Origin of the sequence: Sphingobium sp. CFD-2, assembly GCF_024611135.1 — a bacterium.
GTDB lineage: Bacteria > Pseudomonadota > Alphaproteobacteria > Sphingomonadales > Sphingomonadaceae > Sphingobium > Sphingobium fuliginis.
Genome location: NZ_CP084405.1, coordinates 3,592,563 through 3,611,764, shown reverse-complemented (window position 1 = coordinate 3,611,764; position 19,202 = coordinate 3,592,563). Strand labels below are relative to the sequence as shown.

General features: G+C 67.1%; 12 protein-coding genes. 4 read left to right on the top strand and 8 right to left on the bottom strand.

Annotated elements, in window-relative coordinates:
* Window positions 1-18: 18 nt before the first annotated feature.
* Window positions 19-1,038: a Holliday junction branch migration DNA helicase RuvB gene (gene ruvB, locus LDB29_RS17905; protein WP_257555136.1), complete on the top strand. Its 1,020-nt coding sequence runs from the start codon at window positions 19-21 to the stop codon at window positions 1,036-1,038.
* Window positions 1,039-1,145: 107 nt separating this feature from the next.
* On the opposite strand, the gene LDB29_RS17900 is transcribed toward ruvB, so the two are convergent.
* From LDB29_RS17900 to LDB29_RS17875, 6 genes are all read right to left on the bottom strand, one after another.
* A complete protein-coding gene (locus tag LDB29_RS17900) occupies window positions 1,146-4,883 on the bottom strand; it encodes a cadherin domain-containing protein (protein WP_257555134.1) in 3,738 nt (1,245 codons plus the stop codon).
* Between the two features lie 128 nt (window positions 4,884-5,011).
* Window positions 5,012-6,373 (bottom strand): HlyD family type I secretion periplasmic adaptor subunit, encoded by a 1,362-nt coding sequence (locus LDB29_RS17895; RefSeq protein ID WP_257555133.1) that lies wholly within the window; start codon window positions 6,371-6,373, stop codon window positions 5,012-5,014.
* Window positions 6,373-8,061 carry a type I secretion system permease/ATPase gene (locus LDB29_RS17890; protein ID WP_257555132.1) on the bottom strand — a complete coding sequence of 563 codons (1,689 nt, stop codon included), beginning with the start codon at window positions 8,059-8,061 and terminating at the stop codon, window positions 6,373-6,375. Before LDB29_RS17890 ends, LDB29_RS17895 begins: the two co-directional genes overlap by 1 nt.
* A complete protein-coding gene (locus LDB29_RS17885; protein ID WP_257555130.1) occupies window positions 8,058-9,224 on the bottom strand; it encodes a glycosyltransferase family 4 protein in 1,167 nt (388 codons plus the stop codon). Before LDB29_RS17885 ends, LDB29_RS17890 begins: the two co-directional genes overlap by 4 nt.
* A complete protein-coding gene (locus tag LDB29_RS17880; RefSeq protein ID WP_257555128.1) occupies window positions 9,221-10,555 on the bottom strand; it encodes a polysaccharide lyase family 1 protein in 1,335 nt (444 codons plus the stop codon). The genes LDB29_RS17885 and LDB29_RS17880 overlap by 4 nt, the downstream gene beginning before the upstream one ends.
* The gene (locus LDB29_RS17875; RefSeq protein WP_257555126.1) at window positions 10,552-11,556 is read right to left on the bottom strand and encodes a sulfotransferase; all 1,005 of its coding nucleotides are present in this window, start codon (window positions 11,554-11,556) and stop codon (window positions 10,552-10,554) included. Before LDB29_RS17875 ends, LDB29_RS17880 begins: the two co-directional genes overlap by 4 nt.
* Window positions 11,557-11,759: 203 nt before the next feature.
* On the opposite strand from LDB29_RS17875, the gene LDB29_RS17870 reads away from it, so the two are divergent.
* Window positions 11,760-13,085, top strand: coding sequence for an O-antigen ligase (locus LDB29_RS17870; RefSeq protein WP_257555124.1), 1,326 nt, complete (start codon window positions 11,760-11,762; stop codon window positions 13,083-13,085).
* A 105-nt stretch (window positions 13,086-13,190) separates the two neighbouring features.
* Here LDB29_RS17870 and LDB29_RS17865 read toward each other — a convergent pair whose 3' ends face one another.
* Entirely contained in the window at window positions 13,191-14,168 is a 978-nt protein-coding gene (locus tag LDB29_RS17865; protein ID WP_257555123.1) for a 2OG-Fe(II) oxygenase family protein, read from the bottom strand.
* Between the two features lie 322 nt (window positions 14,169-14,490).
* Here LDB29_RS17865 and LDB29_RS17860 point away from each other — a divergent pair, with 322 nt between their 5' ends.
* Both LDB29_RS17860 and LDB29_RS17855 read left to right on the top strand, forming a co-directional pair.
* A complete protein-coding gene (locus LDB29_RS17860) occupies window positions 14,491-16,764 on the top strand; it encodes a Wzz/FepE/Etk N-terminal domain-containing protein (RefSeq protein WP_025550571.1) in 2,274 nt (757 codons plus the stop codon).
* On the top strand, window positions 16,761-17,495 hold the full coding sequence (locus tag LDB29_RS17855) for a response regulator transcription factor (protein WP_257555122.1): 735 nt from the start codon (window positions 16,761-16,763) through the stop codon (window positions 17,493-17,495). The genes LDB29_RS17860 and LDB29_RS17855 overlap by 4 nt, the downstream gene beginning before the upstream one ends.
* 240 nt (window positions 17,496-17,735) lie before the next feature.
* Here the strand turns inward: LDB29_RS17855 and LDB29_RS17850 are convergent, their stop codons facing one another.
* Window positions 17,736-19,118, bottom strand: coding sequence for a lipopolysaccharide biosynthesis protein (locus LDB29_RS17850; RefSeq protein WP_099185419.1), 1,383 nt, complete (start codon window positions 19,116-19,118; stop codon window positions 17,736-17,738).
* Window positions 19,119-19,202: the final 84 nt, after the last annotated feature.

The window sequence follows — 19,202 nt, the reverse complement described above, 5'->3', positions numbered from 1 at the left end:
TTGGGGTGAGTGTCGCGCATGAGCGAGGATCGCCTGATCTCCTCCACCCGCCGGGTCGAGGATGCCGACGCCGCGCTGCGGCCCAAATCGCTTGCCGAATTCATCGGCCAGCAGGGGGCGCGGGAAAATCTGCGTATCTTCATCGAGGCCGCCCGGGGCCGCGGCGAGGCGCTGGATCATGTGCTGTTCTTCGGCCCGCCCGGCCTTGGCAAGACGACGCTGGCGCAGATCGTCGCCCGCGAAATGGGCGTGGGGTTCCGCGCCACATCCGGCCCTGTGATCGCCAAGTCGGGCGATCTGGCCGCGCTGCTCACCAATCTGGATGAGGGCGACGTCCTCTTCGTGGACGAGATCCACCGGCTCAACCCCGCGGTCGAGGAAGTACTCTACCCCGCCATGGAGGACCGGGCGCTCGACCTGATGATCGGGGAAGGCCCCTCCGCCCGGTCTGTGCGGATCGACCTGCCGCCCTTCACCCTGGTCGGCGCGACCACGCGGCAGGGCTTGCTGACGACGCCCCTGCGCGACCGCTTCGGCATTCCGGTGCGGCTGCAATTCTATACCGTCGGTGAGCTGGAACTGGTGGTGCGCCGCGCGGCCCGGCTGCTGGACCTTGCCATCACTTCCGACGGCGCGGTGGAGATCGCCCGGCGTTCCCGGGGCACGCCGCGCATCGCCGGACGGCTGCTGCGGCGGGTGCGCGACTTCGCCAATGTGGCGGGCGCCCCGGCCGTGGATGCGAAGGTGGCCGATGCCGCGCTGACCCGGCTGGATGTCGACCATCTCGGCCTCGACCTGATGGACCGACGTTACCTGACCATGATCGCTGACATCTATCGCGGCGGGCCGGTGGGAGTGGAAACGCTCGCGGCAGGCCTCTCCGAAGCGCGCGATACGATCGAGGAAGTGATCGAGCCTTATCTGATCCAGCTCGGCCTGATCGCCCGCACTGCGCGGGGACGCTGCCTCAACGGGCCGGGCTGGAAGCATCTGGGAATCAATCCGCCCTCCAATGTCCAGGATGGCTTGTTCGATTAGCGTTGGCAGGTTCCTTCAAGGCAGGCGCTCAGGACAGGCCTGGACAGGCTCAGGGCGAACGGGAAGAAAAAAGCGCGCGACCTGCGTCCGATTTAACGCAGCGCGCTCTAGAAGAAACTGCTCGAATCCACCCCCGCCAGGCTGTTGACCCCGACAAGCTGGACGCTCTGTTCGAATGCGCCGTCGCCATTGGCGTCGTAGAATATCCAGCCGTCCGTCGACCCGGCGACGAAAGCCACATGATTGACCCCGGCGGTCATATTCGCGGCAGCCAGCGCGTCGGAGAAGCTGTTGGTGGCAATCGTCCGTTCGGCATAGTCGACGGCGGACAGGGAGCCGTTCAGGAAGTCGAGGTCGATGCGGTCGCCCTCGCCCGCCTTGAAGTCGGTGATCCGGTCATAGCTCGCCGTGTTGAGCGTCGTGTCGCCGCGGTTGAACAGGAAGACATCCGCCTCCGTCCCGCCGGTCAGCGTGTCCTTGCCCGCGCCGCCGATCAGCGTGTCGCTGCCCGCGCCGCCCTTCAGCGTATCGCCGGCCGCCCCGCCGTCCAGCAGGTCGTTGCCCGCGCCGCCGTCCAGGCTGTCCTGCCCGTCCTCGCCATAGAGCCGGTCGTCGCCGCCATTGCCCAGCAGGGTGTCGTTGCCCAGGCCGCCCCAGAGGCCGTTATTGCCGCCATTGCCCGTCATGCTGTTGGCGATGTCGTTGCCGATGCCGTCGATCGGGTCCGTGCCGGTCAGAACCAGCTTCTCGATCTCGGCCGCCATTTTATAGCTGACCGAGGCGCTCACCTGATCGGTCCCCTCGCCCGCCAGTTCGACGATCAGGTCGTCATTGGCGCTGTTGCCGTCGTCGGACCAGCTGTCGACGATATAGCTGTCATTGCCCAGACCCCCGGCCATGTTGTCGGCGCCCGTGCCGCCGTCCAGATAGTCGTCGCCCAGCCCGCCGATCAGCATGTCGTTGCCGTCGCCGCCGAAGAGGGTGTCGTTATCGTCACCGCCATCCAGCGTGTCGCCGCCGCCCATGCCATAGAGAATGTCCGCGCCCGTTCCGCCCGACAGAATGTTCGCCGCGTCATTGCCGGTGATCGTGTTGGCCAGATCATTGCCCATGCCGTTGATCGCCGCCGCGCCGGTCAGCGTCAGCTTTTCGACATTGGCGGCAAGGCGATAGCTGACGGAGGCATAGACAAGATCGCTGCCGCCCCCCGCCAGTTCGATCACCTGATCGTCATTGCCGGCAAAGCCGTCGTCCGACCAGGTGTCGACATAGAAGATGTCGTTGCCTGCGCCGCCATCCATATAGTCGGCGCCCGCCCCGCCATCGATGACGTCATTGCCGGCAAGGGCGTAGATGGTGTCGTTGAGGGCAGTCGTCTGATAGGCAAGCACGGTGGTCGTGGGGCCGATCGTGTTGTTGCCCGATGATCCGGTGATCGTCCTCCCGTTTTCCGCGACATCGGTGATGGCGATGGACAAAAGCTGATCATCGACGTTGCTGCCGTCGGTTGCGCGCACCGTCACCTGATAGACGCCGTCGCCATCGGCATCGAGCCGGTTCTCATAATCGGGCGGGTTGATGAAGGACAGCGCGCCGGTCACCGGATCGATGGTGAAAAGCGCGGCGTCCGCTCCCCCTGAAATGGCGAAACCGGGGACGGAGCCGTCCGCATCGGTGGCCGTCACCACGGTCACGGCGCTGGCATTTTCCGCCATGCTGATCGACGCCGAGGCGCCGCCGCCATTGGAGGTGATGACCGGCGCATTGTCGTTCAGATTGGTAATGCCGATGGCCAGGGTCTGCGAGACGCTGTTGCTGCCGTCGCTCGCGCTGACGATCACATGGTAGAGGCGGTCGCCATTGCTGTCGTCCGGCGCTTCATAGTCCGGAGCCGTCCTGAAACTCAGCGCGCCGGTCTGCGGGTCGATGGTGAACAACGCCGCGTCAGCGCCGCCGCTGATGCTGTAGCTGAGCGCAGCGCCATCCGCGTCGCTGGCCTGCACGATGGCGGCAAGCAGGCTGTTTTCCGCGACGGAGAAGGCGACGGAAGCCGCCCCGCCATAAGAGGTCAGCACCGGCGCATTGTCGTTGAGATTGGCGACCGCGACTGCCAGCGCCTGGCTGTCGCTGTTGGTGCCGTCGCTGGCCTGCACCACGACATTGTAGATATTGTCGTGATCGGCGTCGGCGGCGGCTTCATAATCGGGTGCGGTCTTGAAGCGGAGGACGCCGGTTGCCGCATCGATTTCGAAGAGCGCGGCGTCCGCTCCGCCGATGATGGCGAAGCCGATCGACGGGCTGTCGGCATCGGTGGCGGTCACGCCGGTCACCGCCGTCGCATTCTCGTTGACGGTGATCGCCGCGCTTGCGCCGCCGCCATTGGAGGTGATGACCGGCGCAAAACCGTCCGGCACATCGTTCACGGTCACGGAGAGCGTCTGCGTGTCAACGCCGCCATTGCCGTCATTGGCGGCAACGATCAGTTGATAGACATTATCGCGGTCTGCATCGGCCGGGCTTTCGAAATTGGGCGCTGTGAGGAAACGCAATTCGCCCGTCATCGCGTCGATCGCGAACAGTGCCGCGTCCGCGCCTCCCACGATGGAGAAGGAGACCGTCTGTCCCATGTCGGGGTCCGTCGCGGTGACGGTGGTCACGGCGGTGCCGTTCTCATCGACCGCCAGCGCCGCGCTGGAGCCGCCGCCGTTCGAGGTGATGACCGGAGGGGCGTTCAGCGCGGTGGAAGGCGTCGTCATGTCCGCGAACTGGAAAAATTCCACGTTGCGGACTGTCTTGCTGCCCTCCGGAGAGCCTGCACGCTGGTCGACCGCGACATAGCTGCCGTCGGTCTGGAGCGTGAAGACATAATCCATCCGGTTGCCCGAGAAGACGAGCGTGTCGACGTCCGCGCTGCCGTCGATCACGTCATTGCCCGCACCTGCGAGGATCGTGTCGTTGCCTGCCCCGCCATGCATATAATCGTTGCCGCTGCCGCCATCCAACATGTCGTCGCCGGTGCCGCCATACAGCTCGTCGCTGCCCGCGCCGCCAAAGAGCTGGTCGTTCCCGGCATCGCCGTTCAGCGTATCGTTGCTGTTGGTGTCGGCATCGTCGCCATGGAGAATGTCATTGCCCGACCCGCCCGACATATTATCGCCGCCGGCCTGGCCATAGAGGATGTCGTCATCGTCGCCGCCGGTCATCCTGTCGCTGCCGCGCCCGCCATAGAGGATGTCGTTGCCCGTGCCGCCGTCGATGGTGTCGTCGCCCGAAATGTTGTTGAAGCCCAGATCGTCGCCATAGAGCAGGTCGTCGCCCGCTCCGCCGGAAATGGTGTCGCTGCCACGCCAGCCGAAGATGATGTCGTTGCCGCCGTCGCCCTGAAGATTATCCTTGCCCGCGCCGCCGATGATGACATCATTGCCGAGGCCCGCCTGGACCAGCACGTCCTTGGCATAGTCGATCCCGCCCGCCCCATGCGCCGTCAGGTCGATGATGTCGTCGCCGTCGCCCAGCCAGAACTGCTCGATATTGTCGAAGCTGCCGAAGCCGCCTGCGATCACGCCATTATTGTAGAAGATCGCGTCGGACAGGTTGGACCCGTAGATGACGTCCGTGCCGGTGCCCCCCATCAGCAGGTCCATGGAAATCTGGATGTTGCTCGCCGTCAGTTGATAGGCGGCGCCGCTGCCGGTGAGAATCGCGGAGTTCCAGACGAGTTGCGCCAGCACCGCATCGGGGCGCACCGTATCGAGATTGGCGAGCCGGGTGAAGGCGAAGAACTGGTCCTTCTCACTCCCTGCCGTGATGGTCTGGCTTCCCACCACGTTGAAGAAATTCGCCATGCTCGCCCCCTGTCCAGCGTCCTTGTGAAAGGTCCGGAATCCTTAGCGGCAAATCGGGCGGAAGCGGTGGGGTCTTAGGGATAGCGCCTACACCTTCGGGAGTGCGCCTATGGGTGTAGGAACAACGTCTACTGCTCGCGGAAGGAGCGCCACATCGTATCGGCAAGGGGATCGATCATATATTGCAGCGCCGTCCGCCGCCGCAGCGGCACGACCACCTCCACAGGCATGCCCGGCTTCATCGCGAAATCGCCTTCCCGATATTGCCGGATCAGCGCGATCTGATCGGGCGCGATGGTCACTTCTCCCGCGAAATAGGCGATGCCCGTCTTCTCCTCGACGAAGCTGTCCGCCGATATGCGCGTCACCTTGCCCTCTATGATCGGCAGGCTGCGCCCCGGAAAGCCGGCGAAGCGTATCTCCGCCTTCTGCCCCACCGCCAGATCGTCCACATCGGCGGGGGAGAAGCGCGCCTCGATCACGACGGCGGAATCGCGCGGCACGATGTCCATCAGCGTCTGTCCCGCCGCGATCACCCCGCCCACCGTATGCACGCTGAGGCCCACCACCGTCCCGCTCACCGGCGCGCGCACCTGCGTCCGGGCGAGTTCGTCCCGCGCCGCGCTCCATTTGGGCAGCACGTCGCCCAGCAGCGCTTCGGTATCGCGCAGGTCGGAGGTCACCTTTTCCTGCAGATTCTGCTTCGCCTCCAGCGCCTTCAGCCGCGCTTCGCCCACCATATTGGCCGCACTGTCGCGCGCCGCGCTCAGGCGACCGCGCTGGCCGATCAGGTCCGCCCTGGCCCGCTCCAGCGCGCGGATGCGCGTCTTGCTGACGAAGCCCTTCTCCGCCACGGTGCGCAGGCTCTCCAGTTCGTCGGTGATGAGCCGCTCCTGCTCGATCACGGAGGCGACCTGCTCGCGATAGCCCACGGCCTGAGACCCGGCCTGGCTCCCCTCATGCATCGCCACGCCCTGTTGCGTCCCGAGCAGCGCCGACCGCGCCGCCATCTGCGCCTGCTGCGCGCGCATCGCCGCCTGCGCATCGGCGCGGTCGTCCCCGGTCAGCGTGCGGAACTCCACCGGCGTCTCCATCCCCGCCCCGGCCTGTTCGGCGCGCAAACGGGCGCGCTGGGCGATCAGCCAGATCGCCTGAGACGCCAGCACCCGTTCCTGCGCGGCCACGGCAGGCGCGGCCAGCCGGATCAGAACTTCGCCCTGCCGGACGCGCTGCCCCTCCTTCACCAGGATCGCCGCAACGATGCCGCCGTCGCGATGCTGCACGCTCTGCCTTTGGCCGGCCACGGTCGTCCGGCCCGGCGCCAGCGCCGCCGCGTCCAGTCGGGCAAAGGCCGCCCAGCCGAGGAACAGCAGGAAAAACGCCGCCGCCACCAGCAGGCCGCCGCGCACCTCCGGCCTGGGGTCGACCGCCACCGGCGGCGGCGGGCCGGGCGGCGGCAACAGCAAAGGCCGTGTGGTCCGCATCAGCATCAGGCCGCTCCCGCCACAGGCGCGGGACGGGGACGGGTCAGCGCGCCCAGCACCTGATCGCGTGGCCCGCTCATCCGCATGCGGCCATTGTCCAGCACGAGTATGCGGTCCGCCGGTCCCAGCAGGCCGGTCCGGTGCGCCGTCACCATGATCGCCGCCCCGCGCGCCTTGGCCCTGGCCAATGCCGCGATCAGTTGCGCCTCCCCATCGGAATCGAGATGCGCATTGGGTTCGTCCAGGATCAGCACCGCCGGGTCGCGGAACAGGGCGCGGGCCAGCGCGATCCGCTGCGTCTGGCCCATGGACAGCCCCATGCCGCCCCAGCCCAGCATGGTGTCATAGCCCTGCGGCAGGCGCAGGATCATCTCATGCACGCCGCACGCCTGTGCCGCCGCAATGACGTCGGCGTCTATCCGCGCGTCGGCGTCCGGATCGGCAAAGCGGGCGATATTGTCGCGGATCGAGCCGGCGAAGAGGGAAAGTTGCTGCGGCATATAGCCGACATGCACCGCCAGCGCATCGCCGTACCATTGCGACCGTTCCGCCCCGTCGATGCGGATTTCGCCCCGGTCGCAGGCGATGGCGCCCGCCACCAGCCGCGCCAGCGTGGACTTGCCCGCGCCGCTCGCGCCGATCACCGCGACCATCTCCCCCGGTCCGACCGCGAAGGAGAGGTTGTTGAGGATCAGCCGTTGGGAATGCGGATCCTCGATGGTCACGCGCTCCACATCCACCTGGCCTTTCGGGCGAGGCAGGCTGGTCTGGGGCATGTCGTCCGCCGCGCCGTCGAGCCAGGCCATGACCTCCCCATGGGAGGCCCGCGCCGCGACGAAGCTGCGCCAGCTTCCCACAAGCTGGTCGACCGGCGCCACCGCCCGCCCCAGCAGGAAGGAGGAGGCGAAGATCGCGCCGCCGGAAATCTGCCCGTCTATCGCCAGCAACGCCCCCAGTCCCAGCGCGCCGGATTGCAGCATGTTGCGCAGGAAGCGGCTCACCGCCATGCGGCTGCCAGCGGCGAAGCTGGCCTCCGCCTGCCAGCCGAGCATGTCCTCCCTTTCGGCAAGGTGCCGTCGGACCATCGCGCCCTGCATGCCCAGCGCCCGCACCGCTTCGGCGCCCTGCATCGTCTGTTCCTGGCTGCTGTAGGACAGGTTCGCGGCGGCATTGGCCTGCAAAAGGGGCCGGCGCGTCGCCCGGTCGCTGGCCCAGGCGATGGCGACCAGCGTCAGGCTGCCTGCCAGCGCCATCAGCCCGATCAGCGGGTGGATCAGCGCGCAGACGAGGATGTAGATCGGCGTCCACGGCGCGTCGAACAGCGCGAACATGGCCGGACCGGTCAGCGTCTGGCGGAGTTGGTCGCATTCGCGGATCGGCTGGCGGCTCCTGCGCCCGATCCCCTCCCCCGCCTGCTGGCGCAGCGTGGCGGCGATCAGCGTCCGCGCCAGCCGCCGGTCCAGCCCGATGCTCGCCCGCACCAATATGCGCGAGCGGATATATTCCAGCAGGGAGAGGGTGGCATAGGCCAGCAGCAGCGCCACCGTCAGGAAGGCGAGCGTGGTCCCGCCCCGCGTCGGCACGACCCGGTCATAGATTTGCAGCATGTAGAGCGTCGGCGCGAGGAACAGCAGATTGGCGAGCGCACTGAACAGCGCCGCCCAGAGGAAATGCCGCTTTACCACGCCCATCATGGCCGCAACGCTTCGTAGATGGCGCAGACCTTGGCGCAATGCGCGGCCTCGCTGAAGCGGGCGCGGGCATCGGCACGGGCGCGCAGGGCCATGGCGCGGACGTCGCCCGGATCGGCGCAGGCCCGGGCCAGCGCCCCGGCGTCGTCCGGCTCGACCAGCAGGCCGATGCCGCCCTCCAGCGCCTCGACATTGCCGCCGGACCGGGCGGCGAGGATGGGCGTGCCGACCAGCATCGCCTCCACCAATGTCCGCCCGAACGGCTCGCCCACGGCGGGCACGACCAGCCGGTCGCAGGCGGCGATCCAGAAGGGGCCGGGCGTGCGATAGCCCATTAGCTTCACCCGATCCTCCACGCCCTTTTCCACGATCCGCCTGCGCAGGGCGATGTCCATGGCGGGCACGCGCGCCTCCCCGAACATCAGACCCATGACCGGCCCTCCCGTCGCGTCCGTCAGCCGGGCGATCATGTCGACGAACAGCAGAGGCCGCTTCCTCGGCACGAAAGCGCCGAAATAGCCCAGCAGCAACGTATCGGGCGATACGCCCAGTTCGCGGATCAGCGCCTCCCGCGCTCTGGTCCGGTCCACCTCCAGCGTCGTGTCGAAGGGACTGTGGATCACCGAGGCCCGGTTTCGCGCCGACCAGATGCCGGCGGGCGGCAAAGCGAAGGACGAAACCGCCAGCACCCGATGCGCCAGCGCGGGTGCGAGCAGGCGCAGGCCCATCGCGCCGGGATCGCCGCGATGGTGCCAGATCAGCTTCGCCCCGGCCAGCCGCGCCGGCAACGCCCAGTTGGCGCTGCTCCGCCCGTCATTGACATGGACGATGTCGATCCGGTTGCGCCGCAGGAACCGGGCACGCGGCAAAACGCCGCCCAGCGTCCGTCCGAATTTCCGCAGGGTGAAGGCCTCGCCCGGCACGAAGAGCCCGTGGGCGGCGGGGTCGTCCATCTGCTCATGCCCGGCGAAGAAATTGGCGATCATGCCGCCGGGCACCTCCGTCACCACCAGCGGACGGTAGAGCGCCGGGTCGAGATGCCCGATCAGCCCCCGCACCGAAATATGGCTGCCGCCGATGCTGTCCCCGGAAAAGGGGAAGCAGATGCGCAGGCGCTCGTCCGGCGCGGCATCCGCAGGCGTCAGGCGAGGCAAGGGCGCATTCATGGCGTCACCCCGTCCATCAGGTCGCGCGCCCGCTGGTCCAGAAACTGGTCGAGATTGGCCAGCCCGTCTCCGTCGCCATCGGCCCATGGATCGGCCTTGCGCGGATCGGCGCCATGCTCCGCCTCCCACCGGTCGTCCATGCCGTCTCCGTCCGCGTCGGCATAGGGCGTCCCCGGTTCCGGATCGTCGATCAGGCCGGGCTGCTTCACGATATGCCCCTTGCGCTCGCGCACCTGCTTGACGATCCGCCGGTCGAACGGGTCGCGGGGGAAGGCGCCGGCGTCGCTCAGCACCGCCTTGTAGGCCGCGTCGGCCGGTTCGGCGGCGATGGTCGGCGGGCAGGGCGGCCGGTCCACCTCCGCCGCCTTCAGCAGGGGAGAGAGATGGACGAAATCGCCGTCAAAACGATTGTCGGCCAGATAGACCTTCGCCGTCCCCTTCGACCCCATGACGTTGCGCGCCACGCCGATCGTGTCGGGCCGGGTGTTCCGCCCCGCGACGAAGCTGTTGCCGATCAGCGAGACGGGCACGCCGCCGAAGCTTTCCCATATCTCCGCAAATTCCGACTGGCCGTTATAGAGGATGTTGTTGATCACCTCCGCGCAGGAGCCGGGGGGGAAATTGAGGTCCGGATTGCGGTCGCCATTATGGGCGCAGATATTGCCGATGAAGCTTAAATGCTGCGGCCCCCTGGGATCGCTCGCCAGCAGCGCGCATTTGTCGTGCCGCGGTATCCCCTCCGCGAAGATCGAGTTGCTGATCGTGATCCAGTCATTGTCGCCATAGCCGTTGATCAGCTCGTCCCGCGCCCAGCTTGCGCTCACATGGTCGATGATGACCTGACGGCTGTTCTCTATGGTGAAACTGTCTTCCGACCCGCGATGGGCGCCGGTGCGGTCGTTGCGGACGCGGATATGGCGGATGACGATGTCGTGCGTGTTCTTGATCAGGATCGGCGTGCGCCCTTCCGCGCCGCCCGCATGGGCGATGACGATGCCGCCGCCAGGCGCCGTCTGCCCCGCTATGGAGAGATAGGGGTTGGTTATCACCGGCGGGCGCGTGGTGAAGCGGATCGTGCCGCTCACCCGGAATATGCAGACGCGCGGGCCCGTGGCTTCGATGCAGGCGCGCAGGGAGCCCGGACCGCCGTCGGCCAGCGTATCGACGGCGATGACCTGCCCGCCGCGCCCGCCCCTGGCCGCCGCGCCATAGCCGACCGCTCCGGGAAAGGCGGGTTCGCCCCTCACCGGCTGCGCCCGCGATTCGCTGCCCGCGCCCGAACAGCCCGCCATCACAATGGGCAGCAGCATGCCGACCAGCCGCCGCCTCATGATTCGTCCCCGCTGCGCAGCGCATAGCCGTAACGTCGCAGCAAGGGCGCGCACAACAGGGTGAAAAGCCGCTGCTTCCACCCCGGCATTTCGCGCTTCCACTTGTCGTCGCCCTTGATGCTGAGCGATTTCTGCATGCGATGGCGGCTGCCCGCGACCTGGTGCTGCGGCGCGAAGGGGGTGAGGCCGGTGGCGGGCAGATGTGGCATTTCCCCCACCAGCGCGACGATCCGCCCGATAATGCCGCGTGGATCGTCGACAAAATCCTCATATCGCACCCGGATGCTGCGCCCCGGCCCGACCCGGCGGCACAGCATCTCCGCGGCGATGTTCACCATCGACCAGCGCAGGGCGGTGTAAAGCAGGGGCTTGGGCCGCAATTCGCGCTGCACCCCCTTCTCGACGCTGCGGCCATGCCCCTTCATCAGCGACCAGGCGACGCCGCGCCCGTCGCGCACCACGTGCACGACATGCAGGTCGATGCCCGGCATGGCGGCCAGCGCAAAGGCCCGGCCGGGCAGCTTCGAGGAATCGACCAGTATCGGCCGCCCCGACACCAGCGCCATGCCCCGCAGCAATTTCACGGTCCGGCGAACATGGTCCCGCCATCCCGGCAGCCGCAGCAGCCGCGCCGGGGCCAGCAGCGCCTCCGTCCGCTCCTGTGCGCGGCGGTAACGGGCCAGAAACCCATCCGGCTCGCCCCGCGTCCAGCCCGTGACGATGGCGCGCCATTGCGGACAGTCCCGCACCCGCGCTCCGCAGGCGCAATATTCACCCCGGTCCCAGACATGCCGCGCCAGCGTCGTCACCTCACCCGCGCCCATGATCGCCGGATGCTCGCCCAGCGCTATGTCGAGCAGGGTAGTCCCGCTCCGCCCGTAACCGGCCACATAGATCAGCTTGACCGTTCCCTGCCGCGCGGCGCGCGGCGAAGGATCGACGGTCTGCTCCACCGTCGCCGGCGGTTCGCTGTCGCGCAGGGGCAGGATCGCATCCGTCACCAGGCTTGTCCTCGTCGCACGAGACGCCTGCCGGTCCGGCGGCGCTCGGGCTGCCGTTATCCCGTCAGTCCCAAGGCCATTTCAACGGATCACAAGGCTGATCCTCCGGCAAATTCGGATAAGGCGGGCTGGCTGGAATCGCCCGATGCCCTGCCCCGAAGGGCGTTTGCGCGGAGCAGTCGCCAGGCCCAGCCTATGCCACCGTGACGACTCTCGCCAGCCCCGCCTCCCATGGTTCAGCATCCGCCGCCGCGACGGATATTTTCGCGGCGCATGAGGAAATCTGGGACAGGATCGCGCGCTGGTGCCTGATGACGGCGATCTTCCTCAGCGGTTGGGGCCTGCTGCGCGTCGGCCAGATCAATCTCACCTTTTCCGACCTCTTCTTCCTCATCAGCTTCTCCATCTCCGCGTTGCGCGGGCGGCTGAGCGTCACGCCCTTCCGCTCGCTCACGCCCTTCTGGCTTGCGGGGCTGGTGATGATGCTGGGCGGGCTGTTCATCGGATCGATCATCAACGGCGATCCGCTGCGCTGGGTGAACATCGCCCTGCAATATACCGTCGCCTTCCTCTGCATCCCGATCCTGCTGATGCAGCAGGAGGAAGGCACGATCCGCAAGGCGCCGCTGATCTTCATGCTGGGCATCGCCTGTTCCGAAGCGGTCGGCATCGCCGCCAGCGCCTTCCTGACCTATCACGACACGCTGCACTGGCTGGGCGACGGCTTCATCACCGGCAATGGGCGCCTGGGGTCCATGGCGGGCCAGCCCAATCCCAACGGCGCGGTGGTCGCCTTCTCGCTGCCGATGCTGCTCTATTCGATGCGCCATCGGCTGATCGGCGGCGTTGCCGGAGTCGCCTGCCTGATCCTGCTGCTCTGGGGCCTGATGCTGAGCGCGTCCTTCACCGGATTTTCTGCCTCGCTGCTGGCGATCTTCACCACATTGCTGCTGATGGGCGTGCGCTACATCTTCCGCCTGGGGCTGGCGGTGGCGGTGGCGGCCGGGCTGTTCTTCGCCAGCGGCGCCCCGCTGCCCAAGGCTTTCCAGGAGCGCGTCGGCAATGCCGTGGAAAGCGGCGACATCAACCAGGCGGGGACATTCCTCAACAGGTCGCAGCTCATGGAGGAAGCCTGGGGCTTTGCCGAGGACTATACCGTCATCGGCATGGGCGTGGACCGCTATCGCGAACTCAGCGCCTATGACAATCCGGTGCATAACCTGTTCCTGCTGATCTGGAACGAGGGCGGGGCGATCGCCTTTTGCGGGCTGATCCTCCTGCTGGGGCTGATCGCCCTGCTGGCGGCGAACGGACTGCGCACCAGCCGCGACAAAGGCGCAATGGCGGTGGCGGTGGTGCTGGTGTTCCTGATCTACACCCTGTCCTACCCGCACATGTATTCGCGCATGTGGGTGATGCCGGTGATGGTGGCGCTGGCGACGATCTATGTCCCCCGCAAGGCAAGGCCGGAAGCGGCGCGGCTGATCTATGCGCGGCCTGTCGGGCCGCAGCCCCTGCCGGAATTATAGGCAAGGCGGGATTCAATCGGTTTTGCCCGTTGAAACGCGACATGCTCCCGCGAAGGCACTCACCCAAAGGTGAAAATCCCTGTCCCCTTTTTTTACTGTCTCCGCTTAAGCCGACCCGATCAGCAGCGTCACATTGTCCGTCCGCGGATCGCCGCCGGTCTGGCCGGGTTTCTCCACATGCAGCACGCGGTGCAGCACGTGCTGCATGCCATAGGCCTGCGTCGCCATGCTGCCGGGGAAGACGGCCAGCGTCGTGCGGTCGATCGGCAGGTCTATCCATCGCCCGCCGGCAAAGACCTGCGTCAGCATCTGCGTCCGTTCGCCGCACAGGGCGGAAAAATAGCGATAGTCGAAATGCGCGCCCTCGATCAGCTTCTGGCCCGGCGCGATGTCCCTGCTACGGTCGCGGCGCAGCAACAGGCGGTTGATGCCCTGCAACAACCGCCCAAGGACCGGCACATCGGCCAACAGGCCATAGAGGTCGGACAGGCCGCGCGGGCTGAGCACCCCCGCCGCCTGCCACCGCCTTTCATCCAGCGCGCAGCCCGCACGGCCCCAGCGCCCCATGGAATTGCGCGCCAGCGCGCCCAGCCGCTCGAAATCGCCCGCGCTTTCCTGATATTTCAGCCTTTGCACCACGACATGGAAATCGCCAGGCGGCCTCCCCTCCGGCGCGAGCGCCGCCATCAACCGCCAGCCGATGGCCCAGCACCGATCCAACAGCGCCTGACCGGGCGTATAATGCTGCCCACCCTGCACGAAATAGGCAGGACGCACGGTGGCATGATCCTCCCCCGCCCCGCGTGACAGGGCCATTTTCCGGGCGATATAGCCATGGCGTCCGGGCTGGAAGTAGAAGAGGTCGCCCAGGCTGGCGGTGATGTCGCCGCTGCCATGATAGTTGCGGGCGATGTCGACCAGCGGCGCTTCCCAGGGCATCTGCTCCGCCCTGTCCTCCAGCAGACCGCGCCACAGCTCGGCCACGATTTCCGGACAACGCACCAGCACCGCGGCATGGCCAGCCCCGAACAGCCGGGCGAGCGATCCCGGTTCCAGTTCCTGATATGCCAGCTCCGCGATCATGGCCGGTCCCCTCGTGCGGAGCGTTCTTATCCTCGATCAACTTTCGCACAATGGCGCGGAATGGGGCGATCCGGAATAGTCAGACACGCATCAGAAATGTGTAGGCTCTGGACCCATTGCTGGCGGGTTCGAGACGCCATCGATGGGTTTTCGGTCAGGACAGGGCATGGGCCCCCGCCTTGATCCGAAGGGTTTAGCACCTATGCGCATCGCCGGTCCCCGATGCGCTTTTGCGCTCTTCCGCCGCAACCCGCACTATCGCTGCATTGGGACGGCCCTGACGGCGGGCGCGTCCGCGCGCCGATGCGACCGGGAGACTATCATGGCGTCTGCACAACTCACTCTGATCGATGGCGCCGCGCCGGGCGGCGGCGCGGAAAAGCCGCGCGACCTGTCCTTCGAGTTGCAGCAGATGTCCGCGCGGCAGATCTGGTTTCTGCTCCACCGCCACATGAAGCTGGTGGCCAGCATCGTCATCGCCTGCGTCGTGGTGGTGCTGATCGTCCAGTTGCAACTGCCCAATCGCTATGAAGCGACGGCGACCGTGCAGGTGGAGCTCAACGATTCCACCGGTTCCAACCAGGCCGACGCGACCCGCAACCAGCAGCGCGTCGCCAATGAGGCGCGCATGTACCGGTCGCAGGCGCTGGCGGAGCAGGTGGTGCGCGACCTCAACCTCAATCGCAACCAGGCCTTCACCCATGGCGTGCAGATGACGGTGCAGCAGGCGGCCGTGCAGCTTACCAAGACCACCCGCGTAGTCAGTTCGACCGATTCCGACTTCATCGACATCACAGTCCAGTCGCGCAAGGCGGAACTGGCCGCGCGCATCGCCAACCGCTTCGTCGACAGCCTGCAGAAGATGCGCTCCCAGCGCCGCCAGACATGGCGCAACGGTCTCAGCACCGCGCTCGACAAGGAAACCAGGCGCCTCGCCCATGAGGTAGAGCTGGCCGAGCGCGCCGTTGCCGATTTCCGCCGCCAGCACCTGATGCCGATGGGCGCTGGCAGCGCGGAGGACTATCAGCAGATGAACCGCATCGCCGTGGAGGCGGCGTCCACCGCCGCGATGAGCAGCGCGATGCAGGCGCAGGCCGCCGGCGTCAGCCGCGCCGCCAGCATGCGGACGGTGGCGGGCGCGACCTCCCCCGCGCTCGACAATCTGCAGAAGCAATATGACGACCTGATCCGCCAGCGCTCCGAAATCTCCGTCCAGATGGGCGCCAACCATCCGCAGATGCAGGCGCTGTCGGCCCAGATCGCACAGGTGAGCAGGGCGCTGGTGCAGGAGCGCGCCTCCGTCGTCGCGACCCAGCAGACCCGGAACGACACCGATGCCGGGCGCGAACGGGCGATGGCGCTGGCGGAGGCGAACGCTGCCTCTGCCCGGGCCGGCCAGTTGCAGGCGAAGCTCAACGCCATGACCGGCGCCGCCTTCCGCAACAATGCCAATCTGGTCGATCTCTCCATCCTCGACCGCCGGGCGGAGGTGGCGCGGCAGGCCTATCTCACCACGGCGCAGCGCGCCCAGACGGTGCAGTCGGAATTGCAGACCACCGGCGTCAACTCGACCATGGTCTCGGCGGCGGCGGTGCCGCTCCAGCCCGTCGCGCCCGCGCCCAAGAAGATGGCGCTGGCCGCGTTCGTCGGCTCGTCCGTCCTCGCCTTCCTGATCGTGCTGGGGATCGAGATGTTCGACAACCGGCTGCGCAGCGGGGACCAGCTTCGCCGCCTCTTCGGCCTTCGCACGCTGGCGATGCTGCCGAAGCTGGAGGAATCGATCGGCACCACGATCGAGGACAATCCGGTGACCACCCAGCCGCAGTCCCTGTTCACGGAGGTGGCCCGCAACCTGGCCAGCGAGATCGGGGAACTGCCCCATCAGGGAACCAGCCAGCGGGTGCTGGTGACATCGCCGCTGCCGGGCGACGGCAAGTCCAGCGTCGCGCTGACGCTGGCGGCCGCCGCCGCGTCCATGGGCCGCCGCGCCATCGTGGTCGACCTCGACCTGCGCCGCCCCGGCCCCAGCATCCTGCGTTCGATCCAGGACGGTTCCGACACGCCGGACCTGATCGAGGTGCTGACCCATGCAGAGGAAAGCCGCCGGCTGATCCCGCAGGCCGAACGCCATGTGGACCATGACGCCGCCGAAGGCGCGGCGCCCGTCGCGCTGATGCCGGTGGTGCTCAGCACCCGCGAACAGATCCGCAATCCGGCCGCCGTGGTGCAGGGCTGGCAGGTCGGCCGCCTGCTGGACGATCTGCGCGAGCGCTTCGACCTGGTGGTCATCAACGCGCCGGCCATCCTGGCGGTGCGCGACGCGCGGACTCTCTCCTCGCTGGCGGATTCGACGCTGATGGTCGTGCGCTGGGGGCATACGACGGTCGAACAGTTGCGCGCCTCGCTCCAGATGGTGAACAACCAGGTGGTCGGGGCCGTGTTCAACCAGGTCGATTATGAGGACCATGCCCGTCGCGGCTATGGCGACGCGGTCCAGTTCTACATGGGATCGGCCGCCTATTATTCCGACAGCTTCCCCATCCGCCAGAGCTGGACGGACCGCGTCCGGCACGTCTTCACGCGCAAGGCGGCATGAGCCGCCTGCCGCCTTTGCAGGAGGCGCCTTCGCCTTCTGTTCGTTTCGAAAGCGTAATAGTGGAAGAGGATGCCCTTCGTCTCAATCTGCTGATCCTCGACGGAAGCCCGCTTCGCCGGGCCTGCATTGCCGTGGCGCTGGAGACGGCGGGCGTTCGGATATTGCAGCAATCCAGCCTGGACCAGCCGGAAGCCGGCGAGCCGCCCGACATCATCCTGTTCCAGACCGGGGAATCCGAACTGGAAGGCGCCGCCCTGCCGCTGCAGATCGCACAGGCGAAGCAGCTATGGCCCGCCGCGGCGATCCTGGTGATCGCGGACCATGGCAATGAAGCGCTGATGCAGGCGGCTATCGCGGCGGGGGCGCAGGCCTTGCTGCGCTCCAGCACCGGCATCGTCAGCATGCAGCGCGTGCTTTTCCTGCTGAAGGAGGGGCTGGCGGTCTATCCGGCCGCGCTTGCCGCCACCTTGCACAGGCGCCAGCCGGACACGGTCGACGGCCTGACCGAGCGGATCGCCCAGGCGGTGGACAGGTTCAAGCTGCTGACGAAGCGGCAGCGCGACGTGCTGCGCCTGCTCGCGCAGGGCGCATCCAACAAGGACATCGCCCAGCGGCTGAACATCAGCGAAAGCACGGTGAAGGTCCATGTGCGGGCGATCATGGCGGTGAACGGCGCATCCAACCGCACCCAGATCGTCGCGCATCTGTTGAAGGGCGGGTGCGAGGATTAGCGGAACGGGTGGGAAGCGGACACCCGCTTTATCCCTCTCCCTTGAGGGAGAGGGCTGCGCAGACTTGGCAGCTTGCTGCCTTAGTCGTAGCTGGGTGAGGGGGTGCGATCCAACGGATCGCGCGGGCCGCAGACCCGCTTCCTCCCTCCAAATCAACCCAGGCTCCTTCGTCGCGAAGGCTTCCTATTCTTCTCCTTCAAGGGAGAAGGAAGGTCTTGAAATAGCCACCTCCCGCCCGGCTCATCCCATGCTCGCAGCGACCGGCCGGGGCTTCGCCCGCCGCAGCCAGCTCACGTCCAGCAACACGGCCGTCACCACGCCCAGCACGACATGGGCGATATTCCCGCCGATCGGTCCATAGCGGGGTACGGCATAGGCCGCGACCGCCACGAACAGCGCCGTTCCGAAGCCCGAGATCGCAAGGACCGTCCAGCTTCGGTTCATCGCCAGCATCGCTGACCGGGAAGGCGCGGCATGCAGCATCAGCATCACCGCAACCAACTGCGTCAGCAGCAGGATATAGGTTTCCGAATAGGCCACGCCCGGCCCGACCCGGATGAGCAACGGTCCCAGCAGCCAGGCCCCAGCCAACATGACGAAGCCGACCGCCGCCAACGCCATCTGCACCTGCAGCGTGGCCGCCCGGAAATTGCGGATATTGCCGTTCGCCCACATCCGCGCGACATCGGGATAGACGACCGCCTGCACCTGAGCGCCGACCTGGGTCGCGACCTTGGCGATGCGCTTGGCGAGATAATAGACCGCCGCGGCCGAACTGCCCGCCACCGCGCCCACGAACAGCGAGTCCGCTTCCGTGGTGATGACGCGCAGGGTGAGCGACAGGTTGGTCGAACAGGCGAAGCCGAAGAAGCCGGGAAAATCCTTCACCAGCCCCTTCAGCCGGGCGTGCAGCGGATTGGGGATCCCCATCTGTCTCAGGGCGCGGAAGCCGACCCAGAAGACCAGCACCGAACCCAGGGCCTGCGACACCGTCCACGCGACCATGAAGCCGATCACGCCGGCATGCGTCACCATGCAGAGGAAGGCGAGCAGGATGCGCAGCACATTGCCCGCGACCTGCGCATAGGCCAGCATCTTGAACTGGCCGGAAAGGCGCAGCGCCGCGGTCGGCACGCCCGCGATGTTGAACAGGGTCGCGACCGAATAGATCGCCACCAGCTCCACATGCAGGGGCTTGAGGCCGAACAGCGGCCCGAACAGCCACGCCAGGCCAATCGCGCTGAAGGCCGCCACCGCCGCTGCGCCCATGTCCAGCATCAGGCCATAGCAGTAAAGCCGCTGCATCCGGCGCGGCGAGCCCCTGGATTCTTCCTCCACGGCAAAGCGGATCAGCGGCTGCCAGGATTCGAAGCGCAATATCCGTTCGACCACGCGATTATAGGACAGCACCAGCACCATGACGCCGTAGGTGGCCGGTCCCAGCGACCGGGCCGCCATCGCCACGCTGACCAGCATGATCAGCGCGTTCAGGAAATTGCCCGACAGCAAATGCCCCACCGCGACCAGCCGGCCCCGGGTTCCCTTGACCAGGAAGCCCGAAAACCGGCCGCGCAACATCGGCAAGGCGCGTGCGGTCAGCACGCCCTTCACATCATAGGCCATGACGATCCCCCTGGAACGCGCGGCGTCGCATCGGACGCCGTCGCACGCTCCAGATTCTTCGTTGCATCATCGCGCCGGCGCGCG

What these genes read in the sequence shown, in the direction of transcription:
- LDB29_RS17895 (WP_257555133.1), bottom strand. Translation starts at nt 6,373, where the DNA reads ATGCTGATGCGGACCACACGGCCTTTGCTGTTGCCGCCGCCCGGCCCG.
- LDB29_RS17865 (WP_257555123.1), bottom strand. Translation starts at nt 14,168, where the DNA reads ATGATCGCGGAGCTGGCATATCAGGAACTGGAACCGGGATCGCTCGCC.
- LDB29_RS17900 (WP_257555134.1), bottom strand. Translation starts at nt 4,883, where the DNA reads ATGGCGAATTTCTTCAACGTGGTGGGAAGCCAGACCATCACGGCAGGG.
- LDB29_RS17890 (WP_257555132.1), bottom strand. Translation starts at nt 8,061, where the DNA reads ATGATGGGCGTGGTAAAGCGGCATTTCCTCTGGGCGGCGCTGTTCAGT.
- ruvB (WP_257555136.1), top strand. Translation starts at nt 19, where the DNA reads ATGAGCGAGGATCGCCTGATCTCCTCCACCCGCCGGGTCGAGGATGCC.
- LDB29_RS17850 (WP_099185419.1), bottom strand. Translation starts at nt 19,118, where the DNA reads ATGGCCTATGATGTGAAGGGCGTGCTGACCGCACGCGCCTTGCCGATG.
- LDB29_RS17855 (WP_257555122.1), top strand. Translation starts at nt 16,761, where the DNA reads ATGAGCCGCCTGCCGCCTTTGCAGGAGGCGCCTTCGCCTTCTGTTCGT.
- LDB29_RS17860 (WP_025550571.1), top strand. Translation starts at nt 14,491, where the DNA reads ATGGCGTCTGCACAACTCACTCTGATCGATGGCGCCGCGCCGGGCGGC.
- LDB29_RS17885 (WP_257555130.1), bottom strand. Translation starts at nt 9,224, where the DNA reads ATGAATGCGCCCTTGCCTCGCCTGACGCCTGCGGATGCCGCGCCGGAC.
- LDB29_RS17880 (WP_257555128.1), bottom strand. Translation starts at nt 10,555, where the DNA reads ATGAGGCGGCGGCTGGTCGGCATGCTGCTGCCCATTGTGATGGCGGGC.